Source organism: Actinomadura fulvescens (assembly GCF_039533225.1).
In the GTDB taxonomy this organism is placed as follows: Bacteria; Actinomycetota; Actinomycetes; order Streptosporangiales; family Streptosporangiaceae; genus Spirillospora; species Spirillospora fulvescens.
The window spans coordinates 406,170-427,737 of record NZ_BAAATD010000006.1 but is presented as its reverse complement, the minus strand read 5'-3'; the positions used below and the strand labels follow the sequence as shown (position 1 = coordinate 427,737).

Genomic DNA, 21,568 nt, shown 5'->3' with positions numbered 1-21,568 from the left:
ACCAGGCCGTTCCTGCTGACAGGCATGAGCATGGCCGATGCCGCCACCGGTGCCATCCGTAGGACCACTGGGTTTCCACCGGCCAGGGATCACGTGGCGACCAGGCGCGCCAGCTCGGTGCGGGAGCTGACGCCGAGCTTCGGATAGATCTTGTAGAGGTGGTACTCGACGGTGCGCGGGCTCAGGAAGAGCCGGGCCGCCACCTCGCGGTTGGACGCGCCTTCGGCCACGAGACGGGCGATGCGCAGCTCCTGCGGGGTGAGATCGTTCAGCGCGACCGCCTCGGGACGCGCCACCGACTCGCCGGAGGCGCGCAGCTCGTCATGAGCGCGTGCGGCCCACGGGTCCAGGCCGAGCCGCTGGAACGTCTCCATGGCGGCACGGAGCGGCCCCCGGGCGTCTCCGCCGCGGTGGCTCCGGCGCAGCCGTTCCCCGTAGAGGAGGGACGTACGGGCTTCCTCGAACGGCGAGCCGTTGCCGCTGGCATGGAGCCGCAGCGCCTCCTGGTAGTGCGCCACGGCCTCGTTGGTGTCCTCGGCCAGAAGGGCTCGGCAGCGTGCGACGAGGGCCTGCGACTGCGGGGTCAGCGCGTTGGCGGCCCAGCGTTCGTACGCCGTCAGGATCGGACGGGCGGCCTCGCCGCAGCCGACCGCGGCCTCGATCCGGTCGGGGCTGGAACGCCAGGTGGAGATCGGGTGTGCGGCTCCGGGACCGGCGTTGACCATCGACTCGAAACGGGTGTGCGCCGCCGCGAACCGCCCCAGGGTCAGATCGAGGAGGCCGAGGGCGTACGTGGCGATGCTCGCGCGCAGGCCGACGCGGTGCGGGATGGCGATGGCGAGCGCCTCGCGCGCGTGGCGTTCGCAGTCGTCCGCGCGTCCCCGCACGGCAGCGATCACCGCGAGATTGGCGAGGTGGGCCGCCGCGGAGTTGGTGTAGCCCGCCTCGCGGGCCAGCGCCAGCCCCTCGTCGCTGATCGCGGCGCTCAGCGTGAACCGGCCGCTGAGCCGTTCGGCCGTCGCCACGAACTCCAGGACGACCGGGAGCTGACCCGTCATCCCGGAGACACGGGCGACGCGACCGGCCTGGATGATGTGGCGGGCCGAGGCGTCGATGTCGCCGAGGTGGCTCGCGGCGGCGGAGGCCCACATCAGGCGGGCGGCCTGGTCGAGCCCGTCGGCCGAGGCCAGCGCCGATCGCAAGGCAGGCACCCCGCGCCCGGCGTCACCCGCCAGGATCGCGCCGATCCCGACCAGCACGGACCGCAGGAACGGGTCGCCTCCCTCGAACGACGCCGCCGTCCGGCCGATCTCCACCAGGGCCTCGTCGTCTCCGACGTTCCCGGCGGCCTCGGCGGCGTCGGCGAGCATCTCCAGGGCACGCCCGGGATCGCTCTCCCTGGCGCGTTCGGCGCCCTCGGTGAACACACGCCGCGCCTCGGCCGCGTCGCCGGAGCAGAGCTCGAACCGGCCTCGGAGCTGGGCCAGCTCGGCGAGGAGCCGCGGATCGTCCGCCAGCTCGCGCGCCCGCGCCAGGCATGTCTCGGCCTGGCCGGGACGGCCGCCCAACCAGGAAGCCGTCGCCGCGTCGGTCAGCCGCCGGGCCCGTACCGCCAGGTCGGGCGTGAGGTCGGCCGCGCGAGCCAGCGCGGCGCCCGCGTCGGCGTACCCACCGCGTGCGCGGGCTCGCCCGGCCGAAGCGGCCAGCTCGGCCGCCGCCTCCTCGTCCCTGCCGACCGAGGCGGCGGCCCGATGCCAGGCCCGCCGGTCGAGGTCGCCGCCCAGCGCGTCGGCGAGCGCCAGATGCGCGGCCCGGCGCCGGCCCGAATCCGCCGCCGCATACACCGCCGACCGAACGAGCGGATGCCGGAACCGGATCGACGACCCCGCGACGCCGACCAGCCCGGCGGACTCCGCCGGACCCACGTCCGGGTCATCGCCGCCGAGCCGCTTCGCCGCGTCCAGCACCAGACCGAGGTCGCCCGTCCCCTCCGCCGCGGCCACCAGGAGCACGCGGCGCGCCGGTTCGGGGAGGCCGTCCACCTGGCGCCCGAACAACTCGCTGATCCCGGCGCCGATCGGCAGCGGATCAGGAAGGGCAGCGCGACCGGTGAGCTGCTCGGGCGTCAGCAGCCCCGCCACCTCCCCGAGCGCCAGCGGGTTGCCCCCGCACAAGGCGACCAGCTCGTCCAGCACCGGAGCCGCCGGAGCGACCGCGGCCCGTTCGATGAGCAACTCCGCCGCACTGACCTCATCGAGCCCGCCGACGCGAAGCTCCGGAAGATCACGGACGGGCACGCCGGCGTGATCACGGACCGCCAGCAGCAACCCCACTCCCTCGGCCCGCAACCGCCGGGCCGCGAACAACACCGCATCCGCCGAGGCACGGTCGAACCACTGGAAGTCGTCGATCACACACAGCAGACCGCCGTCCGCCGCCGCCTCGGTGAGCAGCGACAACACCCCGGCCGACAGAAGGAACCGGGCATCGTCGGGCGGAGCGGCGGCGAGCCCGAGCGCGCCGCGCACGGCGTCGCGCTGCGGCTCGGGCAGCGCGTCGAGCAGCCCGGTCACGGGCCACAGCAGCTGGTGCAGAGCGGCGAAGGCCAGCCCCGCCTCGGGCTCCACCCCACCGGCCCGCAAGATCCGCATCTCCCCGCCACTGGCGACGGCATGTTCCAGCAGCGCCGACTTGCCGACGCCCGCCTCCCCGCGCAATACGAGCACCCGGCTGGACCCCGCCCGCGCGGCCCCCACCAGCCCCTCAAGCGCCGCCCGTTCTGTCCCCCGCCCACGCAACATGTCCCGATTCTGCCCCACCCGCACGCACAAACAGCCCCCGCCACCCGCGAACACCCACCCCTGCGGAAACGCCGTCCGTGCGTGATCGGCCCGCCTGCGTGGGAGCGGCCCGCCCGGGTGCGGACGCCTGCACTGCGGGGGGCGTCTGGCTGTGCGCGGACGTCCGGTCGTGTGGGAGCGGCCCGCCTAGGTGGGAGGGGCCCGCCTGTGTGGGGGCGGCTGGCTGTGTGTGGGCGTCTGCGCGTGCGGAGCGGCCCGCCCCCTGTGGGGGCGGGCCGTTTGTGGTTAGGCCGGGCAGGTGTCTTTGTACTGGGCGATGGTCGTGCTGGGGGCGGGGGCCGGGCAGAGGAACTGGCTGTAGCGGGTGTCCTCGTCCACGTACCGCTTGAGCCAGGAGATGCTGTACATCGCAATGGTCGTGTTGGGGAAGATCGGCGCCATGTGGCCGGCGTTCTTCAGGAGCAGGTACGCCTTCTCGGGGGCCTGGTTGAGGCTGTTGTAGAACACCTCGGCGTGGGTGCCCACCCCGGCGATGAAGTCGTTGTCCGCGCCGATGATCAGCGTGGGGGTCTTCACGGTCGTCCAGTTGCGCTCGGTGTGCCAGGGGGCCAGCGGAATCGAGGCCTTGAGCGTCGGCCGCTTCTGGGTGGCGCGCAGGCTGCCGCCGCCGCCCATCGAGTGGCCCATGACCGCGAGCCGGTTGCCGTCGATCCGGTTCTTGACCGTGCTCTTGGTCGTCAGGTAGTCGAGCGCGGCGAGCATCTGGTCGGCGCGGTTGTCGGGGATGTTGAGCACCGAGTAGGGCTGGAGCGTCATGACCACGAAGCCCTGGCTGGCGAGGCGCGGGCCGTACCAGGCCATGGTGCTCTCGGGTTCGGTGAAGCCCGGGATGATGACCACGGCGCCGAACGTGCCCTGGCTGGTGTCGGTCGGGTAGTAGACGGTGCCGTGGTTGAACCCGGTGCCCGATCCCGCCGGAACGGTCAGCTGCGAGATGGCGAAGGGGCCCTTCTCGGCCTGGATGCTCGCGAGCGTCGGATCCGGGCCGCGCTGGTAGGGGTTCGCCAGCGCGGCCGACGGAACACCGACGAGGGCTACGGAAGCGGCCAGCAGCGCCACAAGAACCGTGATGAGCCTGGAGGGTCTCAAGAGGGGGTCCTTTCTTCAGGGGTGGGGAAAAGCCCCTGAAGTGTGTGGCTGTGACCACACCGCGGCCTATGTGGTCAGCCAAAGATTCCGCCCGCTCAGTTATCACAAGAACGGAGAAGTACCTGAGGCTCGCGCCCGCGGATTCCGGCCGTGGCGGTGACGACGTTCGCGAGGGCGGCCTCGACCTGCTCGTACGTGCGGGTCTTGAGCCCGCAGTCGGGGTTGATCCAGACCTGTTCCGCGGGCAGGACCTTCAGGATCGTCTCGACCAGTTCGGTGATCTCCGCGACCGAGGGGACGCGGGGCGAGTGGATGTCGTAGACACCCGGGCCGAGGCCGCGGCCGAAGCCCGCCATGGCCGGGTCGTCGAGGACGCGCGCGTTGGACCGGGCCGACTCGATCGTGGTCACGTCGGCGTCGAGCGCGTCGATGGCGGTGAGCACCTCGGCGGCGTCGGAGTAGCAGAGATGGGTGTGGATCTGGGTGCGGTCGGCCGCGACGGACGTGGCCCGCCGGTACGCGCCGACGGCCCAGGAGAGGTAGGCGGCCTGGTCGGCCCGGCGCAGCGGCAGCAGCTCGCGCAGCGCGGGCTCGTCCACCTGGATGATCGAGACGCCCGCCGTCTGGAGGTCGGCCACCTCCGCGCGGATCGCGTCCGCCACCTGGTCGAACACGGCCGCCAGCGGGCGGTCCTCGCGGACGAACGACCACGCGACGATGGTCACCGGCCCGGTGAGCATGCCCTTGACCGGTCTGTCGGTCAGCGACTGCGCGTACCGCGCCCACCCCACCGTGATCGGGGCGGGCCGCGCGACGTCGCCGTGCAGGATGGGTGGGCGGGTGCAGCGGGAGCCGTACGACTGCACCCAGCCGTGCCGCGTGATCGCGAACCCGTCGAGGTGTTCGGCGAAGTACTGCACCATGTCGTTGCGTTCGGGCTCGCCGTGCACGAGGACGTCGAGGCCCAGCCGCTCCTGGAGCCGGACGGCCCGTTCGATCTCCGCCTTGACCAGCTCCTCGTACCGGTCGGCAGTGATCTCTCCGGCGGCCAGCGCCGCGCGGGCCGCACGGATGTCGCCGGTCTGCGGGAACGACCCGATCGTGGTCACCGGCAAGGGCGGCAGGCGCAGGTGTGCCGCCTGCGCGGCGGCGCGTACGGCATGCGGGCTCCGCTCGGCGGGCGGCGCCGCCTCCGGTGCCGGTGGCCGCCGCCGTACGGGCGGAGCGGTCACCACGGCGTCGGGGGCCGCCGCGAGCAGCCGGGCGAGCTCGACGACCTCGCCCACCTTCTGGTCGGCGAAGGCCAGGCGTTCCCGCAGCGCGGGATCGAGATCGGTCTCCGCGTCCAGGTCGTACGGAACGTGCAGCAACGAGCATGAGGTGCTCACCGTCACGTCACCGACCTTGCCGCGCAGGAACCGCAGCGCCTCCAACGCGCCGTTCAGATGAGTGCGCCAGACGTTCCGGCCCGGCACGACACCCGCCACGACCGTCTTGCCCGCCAGGGAACCCAGGTCGTGCCGGGCCAGCACGTCGTGCCCCCGGTCCAGGTCCAGTCCGATCGCCTCGACGGGGCAGCCGGCCAGCACGGGCAGGGCGGCGCCGAGCTCCCCGAAGTAGGAGGAGACGAACAACCGCGGGCGGTCCGCGAGGCTGAGACCGCCGAGTCGTTCGTACGCGACCCGCACCGCCGCCAGTTCCTCGTCCGAACGATCCGCGACGAGCGCGGGCTCGTCCAGCTGTACCCAGTCCACGCCTTCCGCGGCGAGCGCCGTGAGCAGCTCGGCGTAGACGTCGAGCACGTCGTTCAGCCGATGCAGGGGAGTGAAGCCGTCAGGACTACCGGCGGACGCCTGCGAGAGCAGGAGGAAGGTGATCGGTCCCAGCAGCACCGGTCGCGTGGAAATGCCGAGTTCGCGGGCTTCGGCGACCTCACGCAGAGGCTTGTCGTCCGCCAGCCGGAAGACGGTCTCCGGGCCGACCTCGGGAACGATGTAGTGGTAGTTGGTGTCGAACCACTTGGTCATGGGCAGCGGCGCCACGTCGGCCGTTCCCCGCGCCATCGCGAAGTAGACGTCGTCGGCTGTCCGGTAGCGGGCGGGCACGGCGTCGAGCATGAACGCGGTGTCGAGCACATGGTCGTACAACGAGAACGTGTTGGACGGCGGCGCCGTCAGTCCCAGTTCGGTGAGCCGCCGCCACGTCGCCTCGCGGAGCCGGCGGCCCGCCGCGGAGAGGTCGTCACGGGTCGATCGGCCGTTCCAGTACGACTCCAGGGCCCGCTTGAGCTCGCGGCGCGGCCCGATCCTCGGGTAGCCGAGGATCGTGGCGGCGGGAAAGGCGTTCGGCCGGGCGGTCATGCGGTCTCCTTCGAATCCTGCGAGGACGGGAGACGCAGTGTGCCCAGTCCCATCCGCGCCCGCCGGATCCATCAGCGCCGGTTATCGCCGACACTGGTCGCATGGCCTCACAGACCGCGCCCCTCGGGCGGCGCTGACCGATGGAGCACGGACCGCCGCTGCGCGACATCGGCTGCTTCGCGGTCGTCGCTCGCGAGCTCAGCTTCTCCCGGGCGGCCGTCCGGCTCGACATGTCGCAGCCGGCGGTGAGCCAGGCCGTCGCGCGTCTCGAACGGGCTCTCGACCTGCGGCTCTTCGAGAGGACGAGCCGTGCGGTTCAGCTGACACCGGCGGGCCGGGCCCTGCTGCCGCATGCCGAGGCCCTGCTGGAACAGGCGGCCGCGTTCTCCTCCGAGGCGAGCCGTCTCGCCGGTCCCCAGGGGAAGTCGATTCGGTTCGCTTATGACCCGCTCGTCGGGACGCTCGCCGCGCAGGTCGCCCGGCGCCTCGCCCGGCACGCGCCGGATGCCGAGGTGGAGCTGCGCCCGGCGGTCTGGACGGAGGCGACCGCGGAGCTCACCCAGGGCACCGCCGCGGTCGCGATCATGAGCGCGCCGTTTCCGCCGGGGCTCGCGACGACCGCGCGGTTCCACGTGCCCGTCACCCACCTGGCCGTCCCGGCGGGCGGCCCGCTGGCCACCGCCTCGTCCGTACGGCCGGAGCAGCTGACCGGGCATCCGATCCTTCTGCCGCGCGCCCTGTGGGTCCAGCTCCCCGGTCGGCTGCGCGCGGCCCTCCAGTCGCAGGTCGCCGCGCACGACATCGACGACCTCGCGGCGGCGCTCGACCTCGTCGCCGCCGGGCGGGGGCTGATGCCGGCGCCGCGCCTCCTCGCGGAGACCGTGCGCCGCCCCGACATCAGCTTCCCGCCGCTCGGCGACGGTGACCTGGGCGATCTCCGGATGACCTACGGCCTGGTCTGGGACCGGGAGAACGCCTCGGCCCAGGTGATGGCGCTCGTCCAGACCGTTCAGGAGGCCCTCCGCCGCCGCAGTGCCCCTTAGGGCGCGCCCTAGGCCTTGGCGGGGCTCTTGATGGCCTCGTAGAGGCTGCCGAGCCCGTCGGCTCCGTGGCCCATGTCCACCGCGCGCCAGAAGAGGTCCCGCAACGCCGTCGGGTACCCGGTGTCCAGGCCCGCTGCCTTGCTGGCCTCGACGACGTGGTCCGAGCTCACGGCCTGCATGAGCAGGCTGTTGAGCTCGCCCGGGTACTCGCCCTTCTCGATCTCCGCTGTGAGGATCTTCACGAAGCCCATCGGACCGTCGCTCGCCAGGTCGCCGATGGTCGCCGCCCCGTACGGGCGGAAGGCCTCCGGCGCGACCCCGCCCGAGCCCACGAGCGCGACCGCGTGCATGTAGCTGGCCAGCGACGACCAGAAGATGAACAGCTGGGCCGTGTAGAACAACATCGCCAGGCCGTGGTCGGCGCCGACGTACGTCACGTCCGTCAGCACCTTCAACGTCTCGCGGTGCTTCTCCAGGACCGCCTCGGAGCCGCTGTAGAACGTGTACGCGCCCGGCTGCCCGATGCCCGGCGGCGGGGTCATGATGCCGCCGGTGATCAGGTCGGCGCCGTGCCCGGACGCCCAGTCGTTCGCCGCGCGCAGCCTCTCCGGAGTGTCGGAGCTGAGGTTGACCAGCGCCTTTCCCTTGAGAGCGTCCGTCGCGGAGCCGATCGAGTCGTACATCGCCTGGTAGTCGATCTGACTGATGACCGCCAGGTCGCTCGCCGCCAGTGCGTCGGCGGGGGTCGCGGCGAGCGTCGCGCCCTGGGCGACCAGGGCGTCGGCCTTGCTCGCCGTACGGTTCCAGAGCGTGACCGGGTGCCCGGCCTTCAGGAACGTCTCGGCCATCGTCGCGCCCATCGGGCCCAGTCCGATGACCGTCACCGGGATCTTCTGCGTCGCCATCGTGATCTCCATCCTCGTCGTGTTCGACCGTTGTGGCTCCACACTGCGGTGAGGCCCTTCGGAGACGCTTCCGATGCGCTACGGGCCGTCCGGGAGCGCCCGGGAGGAAGTGTCCGGGTGCTCCATTAACCTGGGGGAATGCGCTTCGGGGTGCTCGGTCCGCTGGCCGTCTGGACCGATGACGGCACACAGGTGAAGGTCCCCGAGGCCAAGGTCCGGGCGCTCCTCGCCGATCTGCTGACCCAGTCGGGACGTGCGGTCTCCACCGACCGGCTGATCGACGATCTGTGGGGTGAACGGCCGCCCCGCAACCCCCTCGGCACGCTCCAGGCGCGGGTCTCCCAGCTCCGCAGGACCCTGGCGGACGCGGCGCCGGGCGGCCGTGACCTGGTCGTCTCGCGCGTGCCCGGCTATCTGCTGGAGATCTCCCCGGACGCCGTGGACGCCGGCCGTTTCGAGGCCCTGGTCGAGCGGGCACGCAAGACCGATGATCCACGGTCTCGGGCGGCCCTGCTCGCGGACGCGCTCGCGCTCTGGCGCGGCCCCGCCTACGCGGACTTCGAAGACGACGAGTTCGCCCGCGCCGCGATCGCGCGTCTCGGCGAACAGCGGCTGGCGGCACTCGAAGCGCACGCCGAGGCACGGCTGGAGCTCGGTGAGCACAGCACGCTGACCGGTGAGCTCGCGGGTCTCGTCGAGCGCCATCCGCTCCGCGAACGGCTCCGCGCCGCGTACATGCGCGCCCTCTACCGCGCCGGGCGCCCGACCGAGGCACTCGCGACCTACGGCGAGCTGCGCGACCGGTTGCGCGACGAGCTGGGACTCGCGGTCGTTCCCGGCGATCTCGCGCGGGTCGAACGGGACGGCGCGGAGAGCCTCGCTATCTTCACGGAACTGGGCGACGCCTGGGGACGCCTCGTCGCGATGGACCCCCTCGAACGGGCCGCCGAGATCGCCGGCGACTACGAACGCGCCGGCCGGCTGCGCCAGGAGGGCGTCCGCGTGGCCGAGGAGCTCGGCCTGTGGCCCGAGGTCTCGTTCAAGGTCGCCGGACTGGGCCGGATCGCGCTGCTGACCGGAGACCTCGACCGGGCCCGGACGCTCCACGAACGTGCGCTGCGGCTCGCCGTCGAGCATTCGAGCAGATCCTCGCGGGAGTTCGCCGAGATCGGGCTCGGACTGGTGGCCCGGCGGCAGGGCAGGCTGGACGACGCCGAGGCCCATCTGCGCAGCCCGCTCGCCTGGCTCGGACGGGTGGGCGGCAGCGCCGGCATCGCGTTCATCACCGCCGAGCTCGGTTTCGTCGCCGAACTCCGCGGCGACGCGGAGCGGGCCGTCGCGCTGCACCTGGAGGCCTACGACGGCGCCGCCGCCACCGCCGACCCGCGCGCGGTAGCCCTCGCTCTCGAAGGCCTGGCCGGCGCGCGGGCGCTCGCCGGCCGGCCGGCGAGCGCCGCGAGCCTGCTAGGCACGGCCGCCGCCACCCGCGAGAGTGTCGGAGCGCCGCTGCCCCCGGCCGAACGCGGCGACGTCGACCGAATCACCACCTCCGTACGCCAGGCATTGGGCGACGAGGCGTTCGCAACCGCCTTCACCGAAGGCCGGTCGCGCACCCCACAAGACCAACGCGCAACCTTCGCCTAAAGGTCACCCCGGTGCGCACCCAGCTGACCAGGCGCAACGTTCGCCTAGAAGGTCGCAGGTGCGCAGCCCAGCTGACCAGCGCGCAGCCTTCGCCCAAAGGGCTCGCTCAGGTGCGCACTCCGGATGACCAGCGCGCGGCTTCGGCTAGAGGTTGCTCGGGTTGAGGGCGTGTAGGCCGTTTGGTGGTGTGGCGTGTGGTGGTTCTGGTGCGGGGGAACGGGCTGCTCGCAGTGCGGTTCGAACGGCGACCAAAGCCGGGCGGGGCAGGCTCGCCTCCCGTACGGCCGTGAAGATGCGGCGAACCACGGGACGCCCGGCGATGGGGAGGACGGCCACCCCCGGGTCGCGTTCCGGCCGGGCAAGCTCGGGCAGGAGCGTGACGGCCTGCCGTGCGGAGACCAGCGCGAGCAAAGCCAGCACGTCGCAGGTCTGATGGCGGCGGTCGGGCGTGAAGCCGCCGTGCCTGCGGCACACCTCGTTGATCAACCGCCCGTGGCTCTCGGTGGGCGCCCCGCCCGCCCATACCTCCGACTCAAGGTCGCGGATCCGCGCGGGCGTGGCGCCCGCCACCGGATGGTCGCGCGGTACGACCAGCTTGACGCGCTCGACGTGCAGTTCCTCGAACGCGAACCCGGCGGGCCGGGGCCGTGGCACCGCCTCGTACTCGTCGCAGATGGCCAGGTCGCAGCCGCGCCGTTCGAGGGTCTCCAGGGCCTCGTCGGGCTCGGACATCACGGTCTCGATCCGCAGCCCGGGATGGCGTTCCGCCAGGTCGGCGAGCACGGGTGCGAGCAGGAAGGCGGCCGTCTGGAACGCCACGATCCGCACCACGCCGGTGACCGCGCCCGCCGTGGCCGCCACCTCGGCCTCCGCCAGCTCGACCCGGGCCAGCAGCACGTCGGCGTGGCGGGCGAGGACGTGGGCGGCCTCGGTGAGCCGGAGCCGCCGCCCGTCCCGTTCGAAAAGCGTGACGCCGACCTCGCGCTGCAGCTCCGACAGCTGGTGGGAGACCGTCGAGGGGCTGTAGGAGAGCGCGTCGGCCACGGCGGCGATCGTGCCGCGGCTCCGGAGCTCGCCCAGCAGGCGAAGCCGCTGCAAGTCCATCATGCTTCGGACTCTTCCACGAATATCGCTCGAAAACATCCGATAGACCCGATGGGTCGGTAGCGGTGACGATCGCCTCAGGACATCCCCATGGGAGGAGCAGGCAGATGGATCCACGGGCCGAGCTGCTGATCCGCTACACCGGCGGAGACTTCTGGCCGGAACTGATCGAGAGCGCCGCCGGCTCGTGGTTGCTGACCACGAACGGGCGGCGCGTCCTCGACTTCACCTCCGGGCAGATCTGCGCCACGATCGGGCACAACCATCCGCGCATCGTGGCGGCGATCGAGCGGTCCCTCAAGGACGTCGTCCACCTCAACTCGACGATGTTGTCGCCGCCGGTGCTCGACCTGGCCGAGGGCCTGCTGGCCACGTTGCCGGACGGCCTCGACCGGGCCATGTTCCTGAGCACGGGCGGCGAGGCGAACGAGGCGGCCGTGCGCATGGCCAAGCTCGCGACGGGCGGCTTCGAGGTGCTTGCGCTCGGGCGCAGCTGGCACGGAATGACCGCCATGAGCCAGGCGCTGACCTTCTCCGCCGGGCGCCGCGGGCACGGCCCGACCCAGCCCGGCGTCTTCACGCTGCCGGCGCCCTATTCGTACCGCTGCCCCATCAAGCACTGCTCCGACACGTGCGACACCACTTGCCTGGAGGTCGGCTTCGAGCAGTACGACGAGCAGTCGGTGGGCGCACCGGCGGCGGTGATCGCCGAGCCGGTGCTGTCGGCCGGGGGCATCCTCGTACCGCCGCCCGGTTACTTCGCCCGGCTCATGGAGCTGGCCCACGAACGCGGGCTGCTGTTCATCCTCGACGAGGCGCAGACCGGCTTCGGGCGGCTCGGCGCGATGTACGGGATGGAGCTGTTCGGGATCACCCCCGACTTCGTGACCCTCTCCAAGACCCTCGGCGGCGGCCTGCCGATCAGCGCGGTCGTCACGTCCACCGAGATCACGCGCACGGCGCAGGAACGCGACCTGCTCTACTACACCTCCCACCAGTCCGATCCGCTGCCCGCCGCCGCCGCGCTCGCCGTGCTCCAGGTCGTTCAGGAAGAGGACCTGCCCGCCCGGGCCCGCGAGCGCGGCGAACGTTTCAGCGGTCATCTGCGCGAGATGGCGGAACGGCACGAGATCATCGGCGAGGTCCGCGGCCACGGCCTGCTGTGGGGCGTCGAGCTGGTCACCGACCGGGAGACGAGGGAACCGGCCACCGTGCTCGGTTCGGAGGTGACGCGGGCCTGCGAGCAGGCCGGGCTCTGCATGAACATCGTCCGCAGCCCCGCGGGCGCGGGGATGAGCGCCTGCCTGCGCATCGCCCCGCCGCTCACGGTCACCGAGGACGAGATCGACACGGCCGCCGAGATCCTCGACGAGGCCCTGACCAAGTCCGCCCCCTGACGGCGCGCGCCTCATGTGGCGGCGACGCGCAGGCCCAGGACGACGGCGGCGGCGACGGTGAGGACGACGGCCGGGGCGAGGGCGAAGTCGCGGGCCCGGACGTGGGTGATGACCGCACCGGCGAAGTAGAGGATCACGCCGATCGCGGCGGCGATCCCGATCGCCGGTACGGCCAGCCCCGCCAGCAGGCCCACCGCGCCCGCTAGCTTCAGTAGGGCGAGCCGGGGGAACCACGCCTCCGGGACGCCCATCCTGACGAGGTCGCCGGCCACCTGTTCGTTGCGCCTGAACAGCAGCGTGGCCGAGATCGAGAGGACGGCGGCGAGCAGGACACCGGTGATCGAGTAAGCGATGAACATCAGAACTCCTTCGTTGTCGTGGCTCTAACCTGCGGCAACGGCGGCGGCGTAGGGAGACCGAGCTCAGACTGGCCCTCGGAGGGCCACGATGCGGAACGGGGCGAGCAGGTACATTGCGCTCGTGAGCGACAACGAGCTGGGGACGTTCCTCCGCCTCCGCCGGGAGGCCCTCAAGCCCACCGAGGTGGGCCTGCCCGAGGGCAGCCGGCGCCGCACGCCCGGCCTGCGCCGGTCGGAGCTGAGCATGCTCGCCGGCATCAGCGTCGAGTACCTCACGCGCCTGGAACAGGGCCGCGACCGCCATCCGTCCGCGCAGGTGCTCGGCGCGCTCGCCGACGCCCTGCGGCTCAGCACGGACGACCGGGTCCACCTGCGCCACCTGGCCAAGAAGAGCAGCGGCGGGCTCGGGGCGCTCTGCCCGGGAGCGCTCGCCCCGCCCAGCAAGTCCGTGCGGCCCACGGTGCGGGTGCTGCTCGAACGGCTGGAACCCGCGCCCGCCGTGTTGCTCAACCGTCTGGGCGACGTGCTCGCCTACACGACCGGTTATGAACGCCTCGTCAGGCCTCTCGGCCTGCTCGACGCCGAGCGGCCCAACATCCTGCGGTTCACGTTCACCGACAGCAGGGCGCGTGCGGCCTACCCGGACTGGGGGCGGATCGCGGACGAGCTCGTCATGGACCTGCGGTACCGGTCCGACTGCACCGACCCCCATATCGCGGGATTCGTCGACGAGCTGATGGTCCTCGCCGGTCCCGCGTTCAGCGACCGGCTGGCGATGCCGACCAGGCCGCCGGCGCCGCTCCCGGTCGAACGCCTGGCCCATCCCGAGGCGGGGGAGCTGCGGCTCTCCCGCGAGGTGCTCGAACTGAACGAGACCGACGGGCAGCGGCTCATCGTCCACCTGCCCGCCGACGACGCCACGTCCGCCGCGCTCGACCATCTCACCGGCCGCCAGCCGGGCGCGCTGCGCGTCGTCACGGCCTGATCCGCGAACGCCGAAGAGGCCGGTGCCCGAGCGGGCACCGGCCTCCAGGCGCGGGGGTCAGGACGCGAGGGCGGACTCGCGGTGATCGGCCTGCTCCGCGGGCCGCGGGCGGCGGCTCCGGACGGCGCCGATGCCGAACAAGACCAGTGCGGCGGCCACCCAGGCGAGCAGCACGGTGAGCGGGCCGCCCGCGTTCGCGCCGTCGAAGAACGCGACCGAGCGGAGCAGCGAGACCCCTGCGCCCGGGGGCAGCAGCTGGCCGATCATGCCCCACGGCTGGGGGAGCAGTTCGGGCGCGGAGGTGGCGGCCGACAGCGGGTTGCCCAGCAGGAGGAAGGTCAGCGCGCCGAGGCCGATGCCCGCCCGGCCGACCGCGGCGGCGAGCCCGGCGACCGTGCCGGTGACGGCCAGGATGGCGAGCATCATGACGCCGGAGACCGCGAGGTAGGAGCCGGGCAGGATCGACAGCCAGCCCTGCGCGAGCCAGCCGGTGCCGAGGCCGCCGAGGACGGCGAAGGTGGCCGCGCCGGCCAGGCGCCACGCCACCGACGGGATCAGGAAGGTCAGCAGCACCGCGCCGGCGATGCCCGACATGATCAGCGGTAGGGCCATCGCGCCGAATCCGGAGCCGCGCGGGTCGTCGGCGTCGGCGGTCACCACATCCTGCACCGGTACGGTCTTGACGCCCGCCATCTGCTGGGCGACCTGGGTGAGCTGCTGGGCGATCAGGGGACTCGCCGCCGAGGCCACGATGACGCGCGGGCCGGTGGGGGTGGTGACGATCGCGCCGTAGGCCTCGCGGTCGGTGAGGGCCTGCCGGGCGGCGGCCTCGTCGGCCCGCTCCTCGATGTCGAAGGCGCCCGGCTGCCGCTGCTCAAGCTGCTGCGCGACCGCGGCGGACTGCGGCCCGGCCACGACGAGCGGTACGTCCCGCGGCTCGATGTGCGTCGCCGGCCAGGCGAAGGCGATGACCATGACCAGTTGCAGCAGGGTGGCGGCGGCGCCCAGCATCAGGGCGCGGACGGGGGTCTGCATGGTGACTCCATCTAAAGCGGATGTCCGTTCTCTTATGGCTGAAGCCTCACACGATCACACCATGTTGTCAAGAACGGACGTTCGTTTTTATATTGGGCCATGCCTCGAGTCAGTGAAGAGCACCGTGAACGCCGCCGTCAGCAGATCCTCGACGCGGCGCAGAGCTGCTTCGCGCGCAAGGGTTTCCACGAGACCTCGCTGCAGGAGATCTTCCGGGAGTCGGGTCTGTCGGCCGGCGCGGTCTACCGGTACTTCCGCAGCAAGGACGAGCTCATCGGGGCCATCGCCGCCCGCAGCCAGCCGCTGGTGGCCGCCCTCCTGGAGGAGATCCTCGACGCCGACGAACTCCCCCCGCTCGACGAGATCGTGGCGCGGTTCGCCACCGGCGTGACCGGCCGGATGGGCCCGAGCGGCGCGGTGCGGATCGCTCCCCAGGGATGGGCGCTCGCCACGTACAACCGCCCCATCCACCTGGCCATCTCCGAGCTCCTGGACAACACCAGGAGTTGGTGGGTACGCGTCGCCGAACGCCTCCGCGACGACGGCCGCCTCCCACCGGACGCCGACCCGTACGCCGTCGCCGTCGTGCTGACCAGCATCATCCCCGGCTTCATCCTGCAACGCCTGGTACTAGGCGACGTGGACGCCGAAACCCTGCGAGCAGGCATCCGGATCCTGCTCTCCTCCGAACCACCCCCACCGCATGCCGCCCATCCCGCCCCAGGCAACATCCTCAACCAAGCCCTCTAACCCTCGCCGCCCCTACGAAAAGCCGCCCCTAACGCCCGCCCTTAGCAGCGGGTGGCGTCCCACCGCCCAAAGCCGTTCCAAACGGGCCGCTCTTGGCGGCGCACTGCTGCGCACTACCGTGAGGCCGCGCCAGCGTCCGCCCGCGTACTGCGGTGTGAGGCTGGGGCTAACGTCCGGCTGCGTATTGGCGTGCGAACTCGACGATCTCGGGGGGTGCCTTCTCGGCCGAGCCTGCGGCGAACGGCGGTTGGGGGTCGTACTCGGTGAAGAGCTGGATGAGCATCGCCCGCGCGTCGTCGAAGAGGCGCGCGGTCAGGGTGAGACCCATGTCGAGCCCGGCCGACACCCCGGCCGCCGTCATCACGTCGCCGTCGATCACCACCCGGTCGGTACTGACCACGGCGCCCAGCTCCCCGAGCAGGTCCCGCGCGAGCCAGTGCGTGGTCGCGGGCCGTCCGGCAAGGATCCCCGCCTTGGCCAGGAGGGTCGAGCCCGTGCACACCGAGGTGGTCCAGGTCGCGTTCGGATGCGCGGCGGCGAGCCATTCCAGGAGTGCGTCGTTCTCGTCGAGCACCGTGCCCCAGTGCCCGCTGCCCGGCACCACGATGACGTCCGGCCGGGGGAGTTCCTCGAACGTGGCGGTGGCGTTGAGCTCCAGACCGGCGTCGGCCTTGACCGTCCCATGCCGCGCGGCCACGAAGTGCGCGTTGATCTCCGGGTGCTGGGCCAACATCTCGTACGGTCCCACGAGGTCGAGGGCCGTCATCCGCTCGTACAGAACAAAGGCAACGTCCATGCAGCAAGCATGTGCGCGGGTCCCATGCGTCATCAATGACGCGCTTCCCACGTATCAGGACATGATGGCCTCATGCGCGATGTCCTCATCGTCGTCTACGACGGCATCCAGCTTCTCGACGCGGCCGGGCCGCTGGAGGTGCTTCACGGCGCCGGTTACCAGGTGCGCCTGGCCTCACCGGACGGAAGGGACGTGATGGCCGCCTCGGGCGTTCGTCTCGGCGTGCACTGCGCCCTGGACGTCGAACCGCCCGACACCCTTCTCGTCGCGGGCGGCTGGACCTACGGGTCGGCCGATCCCGCGCTGGTCGAGGGCATCCGCCGCCTCGCCGCCGGGGCCCGCCGCGTCGCCTCGGTCTGCACCGGGGCGTTCCTCCTGGCCGCCGCGGGGCTTCTGGACGGCCGCCGGGCCACCACGCACTGGGCGTTCACAGCGGAACTGGCCACGGCGCACCCGTCGGTCACGGTGGTCCCCGACGCGATCTTCGTACGCGACGACCCGATCGTGACGGCCGCCGGGGTCACCGCCGGCGTGGATCTCGCCCTCGCCCTGGTGGAGGAGGACGCGGGCGCCGGCGTGGCGCGCGAGATCGCCAAATGGCTCGTGGTCTTCCTTCAGCGGCCCGGCGGGCAGTCGCAGTTCAGCGTCCACAACCGCACACCGCCCGTGCACGACACCGCCCTCCGGCGGCTCCTGGAGCACATCGCCGCCGAGCCCGGCGCGGATCTGTCCGTTCCGGCCATGGCGGACCGCCTGTCGATGAGCCCACGCCACTTCAGCCGGACGTTCACCAGGGAGGTCGGGTGCAGCCCCGGCCGGTACGTCGAACGGGCCCGGGTCGAGGCGGCCCGCCTCCTCCTGGAGAACGGTGACGAGGGCGTCGAGGTCGTGGCCCGCCTGAGCGGCTTCGGCACTCCCGAGACGATGCGGCGCACGTTCCTCCGTGAGCTCGGCGTCCCGCCCACCGCCTATCGCAGCCGCTTCCGGACCACGGTCAGGCAGATCTAGGCACTGCGGGACTCGGGTTCGATGCCGTGCCGGCGCAGAAGGGCCCGCAGCCGATCGACCTCGGCGTGCAGGCGTTCGTTCTCCTCGAAGACCTGCTCCAGCTCGGCGAGGATGTAGGTGCGGCGCCGGCCCCGCGAGGGCGCGTCCTCGGCGCGGATGAGATCCATGACCGTGCGGACGATCGCGACCCGGTCGAGCCCCTTGCGCGCGTGCAGGATCTGCGCCGCGAGGCCCTCTCCTTCGCGGAGGATCGCGAGCAGGATGTGCTCGCTGCCGACTTGATCGCGGCGCAGGCGCTTGGCCTCGCGCCGGGCGAGGTCCAGCACCTTCTTGGAACGTGGCGTGAGGTGCGGCTCGCCGGAACACGCGTCCGAGCCATAGCCCACGATCTCTTCGATCGCGCCCCGGACCTCCTCCGGCGTGAGCTCCAGCCGGTCGAGCGCCTCGCCGCCGATGCCGCCCGCGTCCAGCAGGCCGAGGAGCAGGTGTTCGGTGCCGACGTAGTTGTGGCCCATGGTCACGGCCGCGGAACGGGCGGCCACCACCACGTTCTGGGCACGTCCGGTCAGGTGGGCGTGCTTCTTGGACATGTCCGGCCTTTCGGGGGAGCGGAGCCGCGGGGCGATCCACGCGGTGACGGCGGCTTGGTCGGTCGTTCCGGCCGCGATGGCGTCGATGAGATCGCGAGCGGCGCGGGCGGGGCGCAGGTCGAGGTCCCAGCCACGTTCACTGACGAGCTGGAGCGTGGCGAGCAGCGCCACCTGCCGGTTGGCTCGGGCGAACGGGCGGTGGCGGATAAGGGCCACCAGCAACGCAGCCGCCTGTCGTTCGATCGCCGCACCGCCCTTCGTCCCATCACCCGGTCCGGCCTCGTCCAAGGTCGGCTTGTTTAGCGCGGCTTCGTTTAGGGCGGCCTCGGCCGCTGGCAGGTCGACGAGCGCTAGGGCTTGCGGTGTGTCGACGTTCAGTAGGCGGGCCGCGATGGCGACTAGATCCGCGGGGGTCATTCGGAGTCCCGCAACATGCGGAGCGCCTCTTCGTGGCGGAGGAGGTTCTCTTCGAGCCGGGCCTGGAAACGCTCGTCGGTACGGCGCTGCTCGACCAGCGCGGCCACCGCCTCGCGTGCCACGTCCGACACCGTCCGGCCCTCGACCTCGGCGACCAGGCGCAGTCGTTCGGCGAGCTCGGGGTCGAGTCGCAACACCATGTTCTTGGTACCTCGTTGTCTGGACATCGTGATATCACGATAGCTTTCGATCAGCCGGAGCGGAAGTACTGTCGATATATGGACAAAGGTTCGAGCGGGTTGCGCAGCGGGCAGGTCGCGGCGGCGGCGGGCGTGAACCTCCAGACGCTGCGCTACTACGAACGCCGCGGACTGCTGGCCGAGCCCCGGCGTACGCTCGGCGGCCACCGGCTCTATCCGCCGGAGACGGTCACCTGGCTGCGCGGGATCAAGGCGGCGCAGCGGCTCGGGTTCACGCTGACGGACGTCGCGGCCCTGAGCGGTACGAACGGCGGGTTGCACGACCGGGCGCGGGTCAAGCTCGCCGAGGTCGAGGCGAAGATCGCCGAGCTCACGGCCGTCGCCGAGACGTTGCGCGCCGCGCTGGACGTCGGCTGCGACGACCTGGCCGCGTGCGCCCGGGCGCCGGAGTGCCCGCTGCCGTTCGGGAGTTGAACGAGGTGGGCGCTGTGCACAAACGCGGCGGCCAAAGGTTGCGTTGTTTGCGCACAGATTAGGCGGAACGCCGACGCGATGATGTGCGCGTGCCTCGGGGGCAGCCCACACCTCTGGAGGATCCCTTGCGTGCTCCATCCGTTCGTACCACCGTCATGGCCGTGGTGCTCGGACTGGCCGCCGGTCAGGTTCCCGCGCACGCCGGAACGATCACGTTCGCGCCGAAGGCCGACTCGCCGACGGGGGGCCGGTTCCCGTCGTGGGGGCCGGGGCCCTCTCCGATCGGCATGGTCACCGCCGACTTCGACGGCGACCGCGTGCCCGACATCGTCACGGCGGACTTCCAGGGCAGCGGCCCGGTCCTCATGACGGGCAAGGGCGACGGCACGTTCAACAAGGGTGTGCGCGTCGCCGACATCGGCATCGGCTACGGCGCGGTGTCCGCCGGCGACCTCAACGGCGACGGCAAGCCGGATCTCGCCGCGCAGTCGTGGGTGACCATGTCGACGCTCCTCAACAACGGTGACGGCACGTTCCGCAAGGCGGCGACCTACGCCACGCTTGAAGGCGCTCAGCAGCAGGTCGCCGTTCTGGACGTCGACGGCGACGGCCGCCGCGACGTGCTCAGCATGATCCCGAACGGCGTGCGGACGTGGCTCGGCAAGGGCGACGGCACCCTCGCCCCCGGCCCGTCGAGCACGATCGCGGGCGTCTCCGCCGCGTTCACGACCGGGCGCTTCAACGCGGACGGCGCCGTGGACCTGGCGATCAACAACGACCTGCTGCAGCGGGTCGAGGTGTTCACCGGGAACGGCGACGGCGGCTTCACCCGGCGGGGTACGGGCACCTCGGGCTTCATCACCGAGGACATCCGCGCGGGCGACTTCGACGGCGACGGCATCGACGACATCATCACCGCCGACTCCTTCTCGTTCAGCACCACCCTGCTCACCTCCGACGGCCGTGGCGGGTTCAGCAGGACGCACCGCGTGCTGGCCTCGGGGTTCGGCCCGACGAGCATCGCGGTGGCCGACTTCGACAAGGACGGCAGGCTCGACGCCGCGATGTCGGCGGTCGTGAGCTCCACGATGGTCGTCTTCACCGGGAAGGGGGACGGCACGGTCGCCAAGACCGGCGAGCACCCGGTCACCTTCGCGCCGCAGACGCCCGTCGTGGCCGACTACGACGGGGACGGGCGGACCGACGTCGCGGTCGCCGGTGCCGCCAACGCGGTCTCGTTCCTCAGGAACGTGACCTCTTGATAGGCGTTGACTTATATAAGTGGCTACCAATACTCTCGCCTCGTGCACGCCTTCGACGTCCTCGGTGATCCGGTGCGCCGCCGGATCCTCGAACTGCTCGCGAACGGGGAAATGACCTCCGGAGCGGTCTGCGCCGTCATCCGCGAGGAGTTCGGGATCTCCCAGCCCGCCGTGTCGCAGCACCTCAAGGTGCTGCGCGACAGCGGCTTCGCGACGGTCCGCCCGGAGGGCACCCGGCGGCTGTACGCCGTGGACCCCGCACCGCTGCGGGACGTGGACGAGTGGCTGGACCGTTTCCGCCGTTTCTGGACACCGCATCTGGACGCGCTCGGCACCGAGCTCGCCCGCGGCAGGCGTGAGCGCCGGCTCAGAGAGCAGAGGAGCGACGAATGATCGACGTTGAGCACCAGATCAACTCCGTGCGCCGCCGGGTCGGCGGACGCGTGCTGGAGGCGGGCGAGGCCCGCACCATCACCATCGGCCAGAGCTACGACGCCGATCTCGACGACGTCTGGGACGCCTGCACGAACGCCGAGCGCATCGCGCGCTGGTTCCTGCCCGTGTCCGGTGACCTGCGGCTCGGCGGGCACTACCGGCTCGAAGGCAACGCCGAGGGCACGATCGAGCGCTGCGATCCGCCGAAGAGCTTCGCCGCGACCTGGGAGTACGGCGGAGAGGTCAGCTGGATCGAGGTGCGGCTGACGCCCGAGGCCGACGGCCGTACGCGGTTCGAGCTCGAACACATCGCGCACGTCGACGACCAGCGGTGGGCCGAGTTCGGGCCGGGCGCGGTCGGCATCGGCTGGGACCTCGGCCTCGTCGGGCTCACGCTCCACCTCTCCGGCGCTCCCGCGGTGGACCCGGCCGAGGGCGCCGCCTGGACGATGTCCGACGAGGGCAAGCGCTTCATCGCGCTCAGCAGCGAAGGCTGGCGCGACGCGAGCATCGAGGCGGGGACCGACGCGGCCGAGGCGAAGGCCGCGGGCGACCGGTGCACCGCGGCCTACACCGCGCCCCCGGAGGGCTGACCCGAGGCGGCGCGAGACAGCCGGCGGCCGGTGCACCGGCCGCCGGCTTTTGTGATCATTTCCGCTCTTGACCTGGCCATCCGGCCGGGTTCTAATGACCGACGTGTCGCGAGAGACATGACGCCGCCGGGAGGGCGGCGCCAGCCAGGCGGCACACCTTCCAAGCTCCGCACGACGACACCTGATTCCGTGCGCGGCTTCAAAAGCATCCAGCCCTGCCCTGTGACGGCCCACGCCCGGCGTGCGACCGTCCCTCCGAGC

The 21,568-nt window shown here is 72.0% G+C and carries 20 protein-coding genes; 10 read left to right on the top strand and 10 right to left on the bottom strand.

Going from position 1 to position 21,568, the window contains the following annotated elements:
• Window positions 1-89 precede the first annotated feature (89 nt).
• The 3 genes from ABD333_RS24265 to metE all read right to left on the bottom strand — a co-directional run bounded on the left by ABD333_RS24265 (window position 90) and on the right by metE (window position 6,310).
• Complete coding sequence (locus ABD333_RS24265; protein WP_344544412.1) at window positions 90-2,801, bottom strand: helix-turn-helix transcriptional regulator; 2,712 nt, start codon at window positions 2,799-2,801, stop codon at window positions 90-92.
• Window positions 2,802-3,086: 285 nt separating this feature from the next.
• On the bottom strand, window positions 3,087-3,950 hold the full coding sequence (locus ABD333_RS24260) for a poly(ethylene terephthalate) hydrolase family protein (protein WP_344544411.1): 864 nt from the start codon (window positions 3,948-3,950) through the stop codon (window positions 3,087-3,089).
• Window positions 3,951-4,045: 95 nt separating this feature from the next.
• Window positions 4,046-6,310, bottom strand: a complete 2,265-nt coding sequence (metE, locus tag ABD333_RS24255; protein WP_344544410.1) for a 5-methyltetrahydropteroyltriglutamate--homocysteine S-methyltransferase — start codon at window positions 6,308-6,310, stop codon at window positions 4,046-4,048.
• A gap of 140 nt (window positions 6,311-6,450) precedes the next feature.
• On the opposite strand from metE, the gene ABD333_RS24250 reads away from it, so the two are divergent.
• Window positions 6,451-7,353: a LysR family transcriptional regulator gene (locus ABD333_RS24250; RefSeq protein WP_344544408.1), complete on the top strand. Its 903-nt coding sequence runs from the start codon at window positions 6,451-6,453 to the stop codon at window positions 7,351-7,353.
• Window positions 7,354-7,361: 8 nt separating this feature from the next.
• Here ABD333_RS24250 and ABD333_RS24245 read toward each other — a convergent pair whose 3' ends face one another.
• Window positions 7,362-8,258, bottom strand: coding sequence for an NAD(P)-dependent oxidoreductase (locus tag ABD333_RS24245; protein ID WP_344544406.1), 897 nt, complete (start codon window positions 8,256-8,258; stop codon window positions 7,362-7,364).
• Window positions 8,259-8,396: 138 nt separating this feature from the next.
• Here ABD333_RS24245 and ABD333_RS24240 point away from each other — a divergent pair, with 138 nt between their 5' ends.
• Window positions 8,397-9,902, top strand: coding sequence for an AfsR/SARP family transcriptional regulator (locus tag ABD333_RS24240; RefSeq protein ID WP_344544405.1), 1,506 nt, complete (start codon window positions 8,397-8,399; stop codon window positions 9,900-9,902).
• A gap of 144 nt (window positions 9,903-10,046) precedes the next feature.
• Here ABD333_RS24240 and ABD333_RS24235 read toward each other — a convergent pair whose 3' ends face one another.
• Window positions 10,047-11,009: a LysR family transcriptional regulator gene (locus tag ABD333_RS24235; RefSeq protein ID WP_344544403.1), complete on the bottom strand. Its 963-nt coding sequence runs from the start codon at window positions 11,007-11,009 to the stop codon at window positions 10,047-10,049.
• A 104-nt stretch (window positions 11,010-11,113) separates the two neighbouring features.
• Here ABD333_RS24235 and ABD333_RS24230 point away from each other — a divergent pair, with 104 nt between their 5' ends.
• Window positions 11,114-12,403, top strand: a complete 1,290-nt coding sequence (locus ABD333_RS24230; protein WP_344544401.1) for an aspartate aminotransferase family protein — start codon at window positions 11,114-11,116, stop codon at window positions 12,401-12,403.
• Between the two features lie 11 nt (window positions 12,404-12,414).
• On the opposite strand, the gene ABD333_RS24225 is transcribed toward ABD333_RS24230, so the two are convergent.
• Window positions 12,415-12,762 (bottom strand): DoxX family protein, encoded by a 348-nt coding sequence (locus ABD333_RS24225; RefSeq protein ID WP_344544399.1) that lies wholly within the window; start codon window positions 12,760-12,762, stop codon window positions 12,415-12,417.
• Between the two features lie 121 nt (window positions 12,763-12,883).
• Between ABD333_RS24225 and ABD333_RS24220 the strand changes: the two genes are divergently transcribed.
• Window positions 12,884-13,747: a helix-turn-helix domain-containing protein gene (locus ABD333_RS24220; RefSeq protein WP_344544397.1), complete on the top strand. Its 864-nt coding sequence runs from the start codon at window positions 12,884-12,886 to the stop codon at window positions 13,745-13,747.
• A gap of 57 nt (window positions 13,748-13,804) precedes the next feature.
• Here ABD333_RS24220 and ABD333_RS24215 read toward each other — a convergent pair whose 3' ends face one another.
• Window positions 13,805-14,782: a hypothetical protein gene (locus tag ABD333_RS24215; protein WP_344544395.1), complete on the bottom strand. Its 978-nt coding sequence runs from the start codon at window positions 14,780-14,782 to the stop codon at window positions 13,805-13,807.
• Window positions 14,783-14,881: 99 nt separating this feature from the next.
• On the opposite strand from ABD333_RS24215, the gene ABD333_RS24210 reads away from it, so the two are divergent.
• On the top strand, window positions 14,882-15,532 hold the full coding sequence (locus tag ABD333_RS24210) for a TetR/AcrR family transcriptional regulator (RefSeq protein ID WP_344544393.1): 651 nt from the start codon (window positions 14,882-14,884) through the stop codon (window positions 15,530-15,532).
• Between the two features lie 166 nt (window positions 15,533-15,698).
• On the opposite strand, the gene ABD333_RS24205 is transcribed toward ABD333_RS24210, so the two are convergent.
• Window positions 15,699-16,328 (bottom strand): DJ-1/PfpI family protein, encoded by a 630-nt coding sequence (locus ABD333_RS24205; RefSeq protein ID WP_344544391.1) that lies wholly within the window; start codon window positions 16,326-16,328, stop codon window positions 15,699-15,701.
• 72 nt (window positions 16,329-16,400) lie between these two features.
• On the opposite strand from ABD333_RS24205, the gene ABD333_RS24200 reads away from it, so the two are divergent.
• A complete protein-coding gene (locus ABD333_RS24200) occupies window positions 16,401-17,336 on the top strand; it encodes a GlxA family transcriptional regulator (protein ID WP_344544389.1) in 936 nt (311 codons plus the stop codon).
• Here the strand turns inward: ABD333_RS24200 and ABD333_RS24195 are convergent.
• Both ABD333_RS24195 and ABD333_RS24190 read right to left on the bottom strand, forming a co-directional pair.
• Entirely contained in the window at window positions 17,333-18,343 is a 1,011-nt protein-coding gene (locus tag ABD333_RS24195) for a Clp protease N-terminal domain-containing protein (protein ID WP_344544387.1), read from the bottom strand. The two genes, ABD333_RS24200 and ABD333_RS24195, sit on opposite strands and share 4 nt — an antisense overlap.
• The gene (locus ABD333_RS24190) at window positions 18,340-18,570 is read right to left on the bottom strand and encodes a ribbon-helix-helix protein, CopG family (RefSeq protein WP_344544386.1); all 231 of its coding nucleotides are present in this window, start codon (window positions 18,568-18,570) and stop codon (window positions 18,340-18,342) included. The genes ABD333_RS24195 and ABD333_RS24190 overlap by 4 nt, the downstream gene beginning before the upstream one ends.
• Window positions 18,571-18,621: 51 nt before the next feature.
• Here ABD333_RS24190 and ABD333_RS24185 point away from each other — a divergent pair, with 51 nt between their 5' ends.
• The 4 genes from ABD333_RS24185 to ABD333_RS24170 all read left to right on the top strand — a co-directional run bounded on the left by ABD333_RS24185 (window position 18,622) and on the right by ABD333_RS24170 (window position 21,307).
• The gene (locus tag ABD333_RS24185) at window positions 18,622-19,017 is read left to right on the top strand and encodes a MerR family transcriptional regulator (protein WP_344544384.1); all 396 of its coding nucleotides are present in this window, start codon (window positions 18,622-18,624) and stop codon (window positions 19,015-19,017) included.
• A gap of 161 nt (window positions 19,018-19,178) precedes the next feature.
• Window positions 19,179-20,279 carry an FG-GAP repeat domain-containing protein gene (locus tag ABD333_RS24180; protein WP_344544382.1) on the top strand — a complete coding sequence of 367 codons (1,101 nt, stop codon included), beginning with the start codon at window positions 19,179-19,181 and terminating at the stop codon, window positions 20,277-20,279.
• A gap of 42 nt (window positions 20,280-20,321) precedes the next feature.
• On the top strand, window positions 20,322-20,672 hold the full coding sequence (locus tag ABD333_RS24175; protein ID WP_344544380.1) for an ArsR/SmtB family transcription factor: 351 nt from the start codon (window positions 20,322-20,324) through the stop codon (window positions 20,670-20,672).
• Window positions 20,669-21,307, top strand: coding sequence for an SRPBCC family protein (locus ABD333_RS24170; RefSeq protein ID WP_344544378.1), 639 nt, complete (start codon window positions 20,669-20,671; stop codon window positions 21,305-21,307). Before ABD333_RS24175 ends, ABD333_RS24170 begins: the two co-directional genes overlap by 4 nt.
• Window positions 21,308-21,568: the final 261 nt, after the last annotated feature.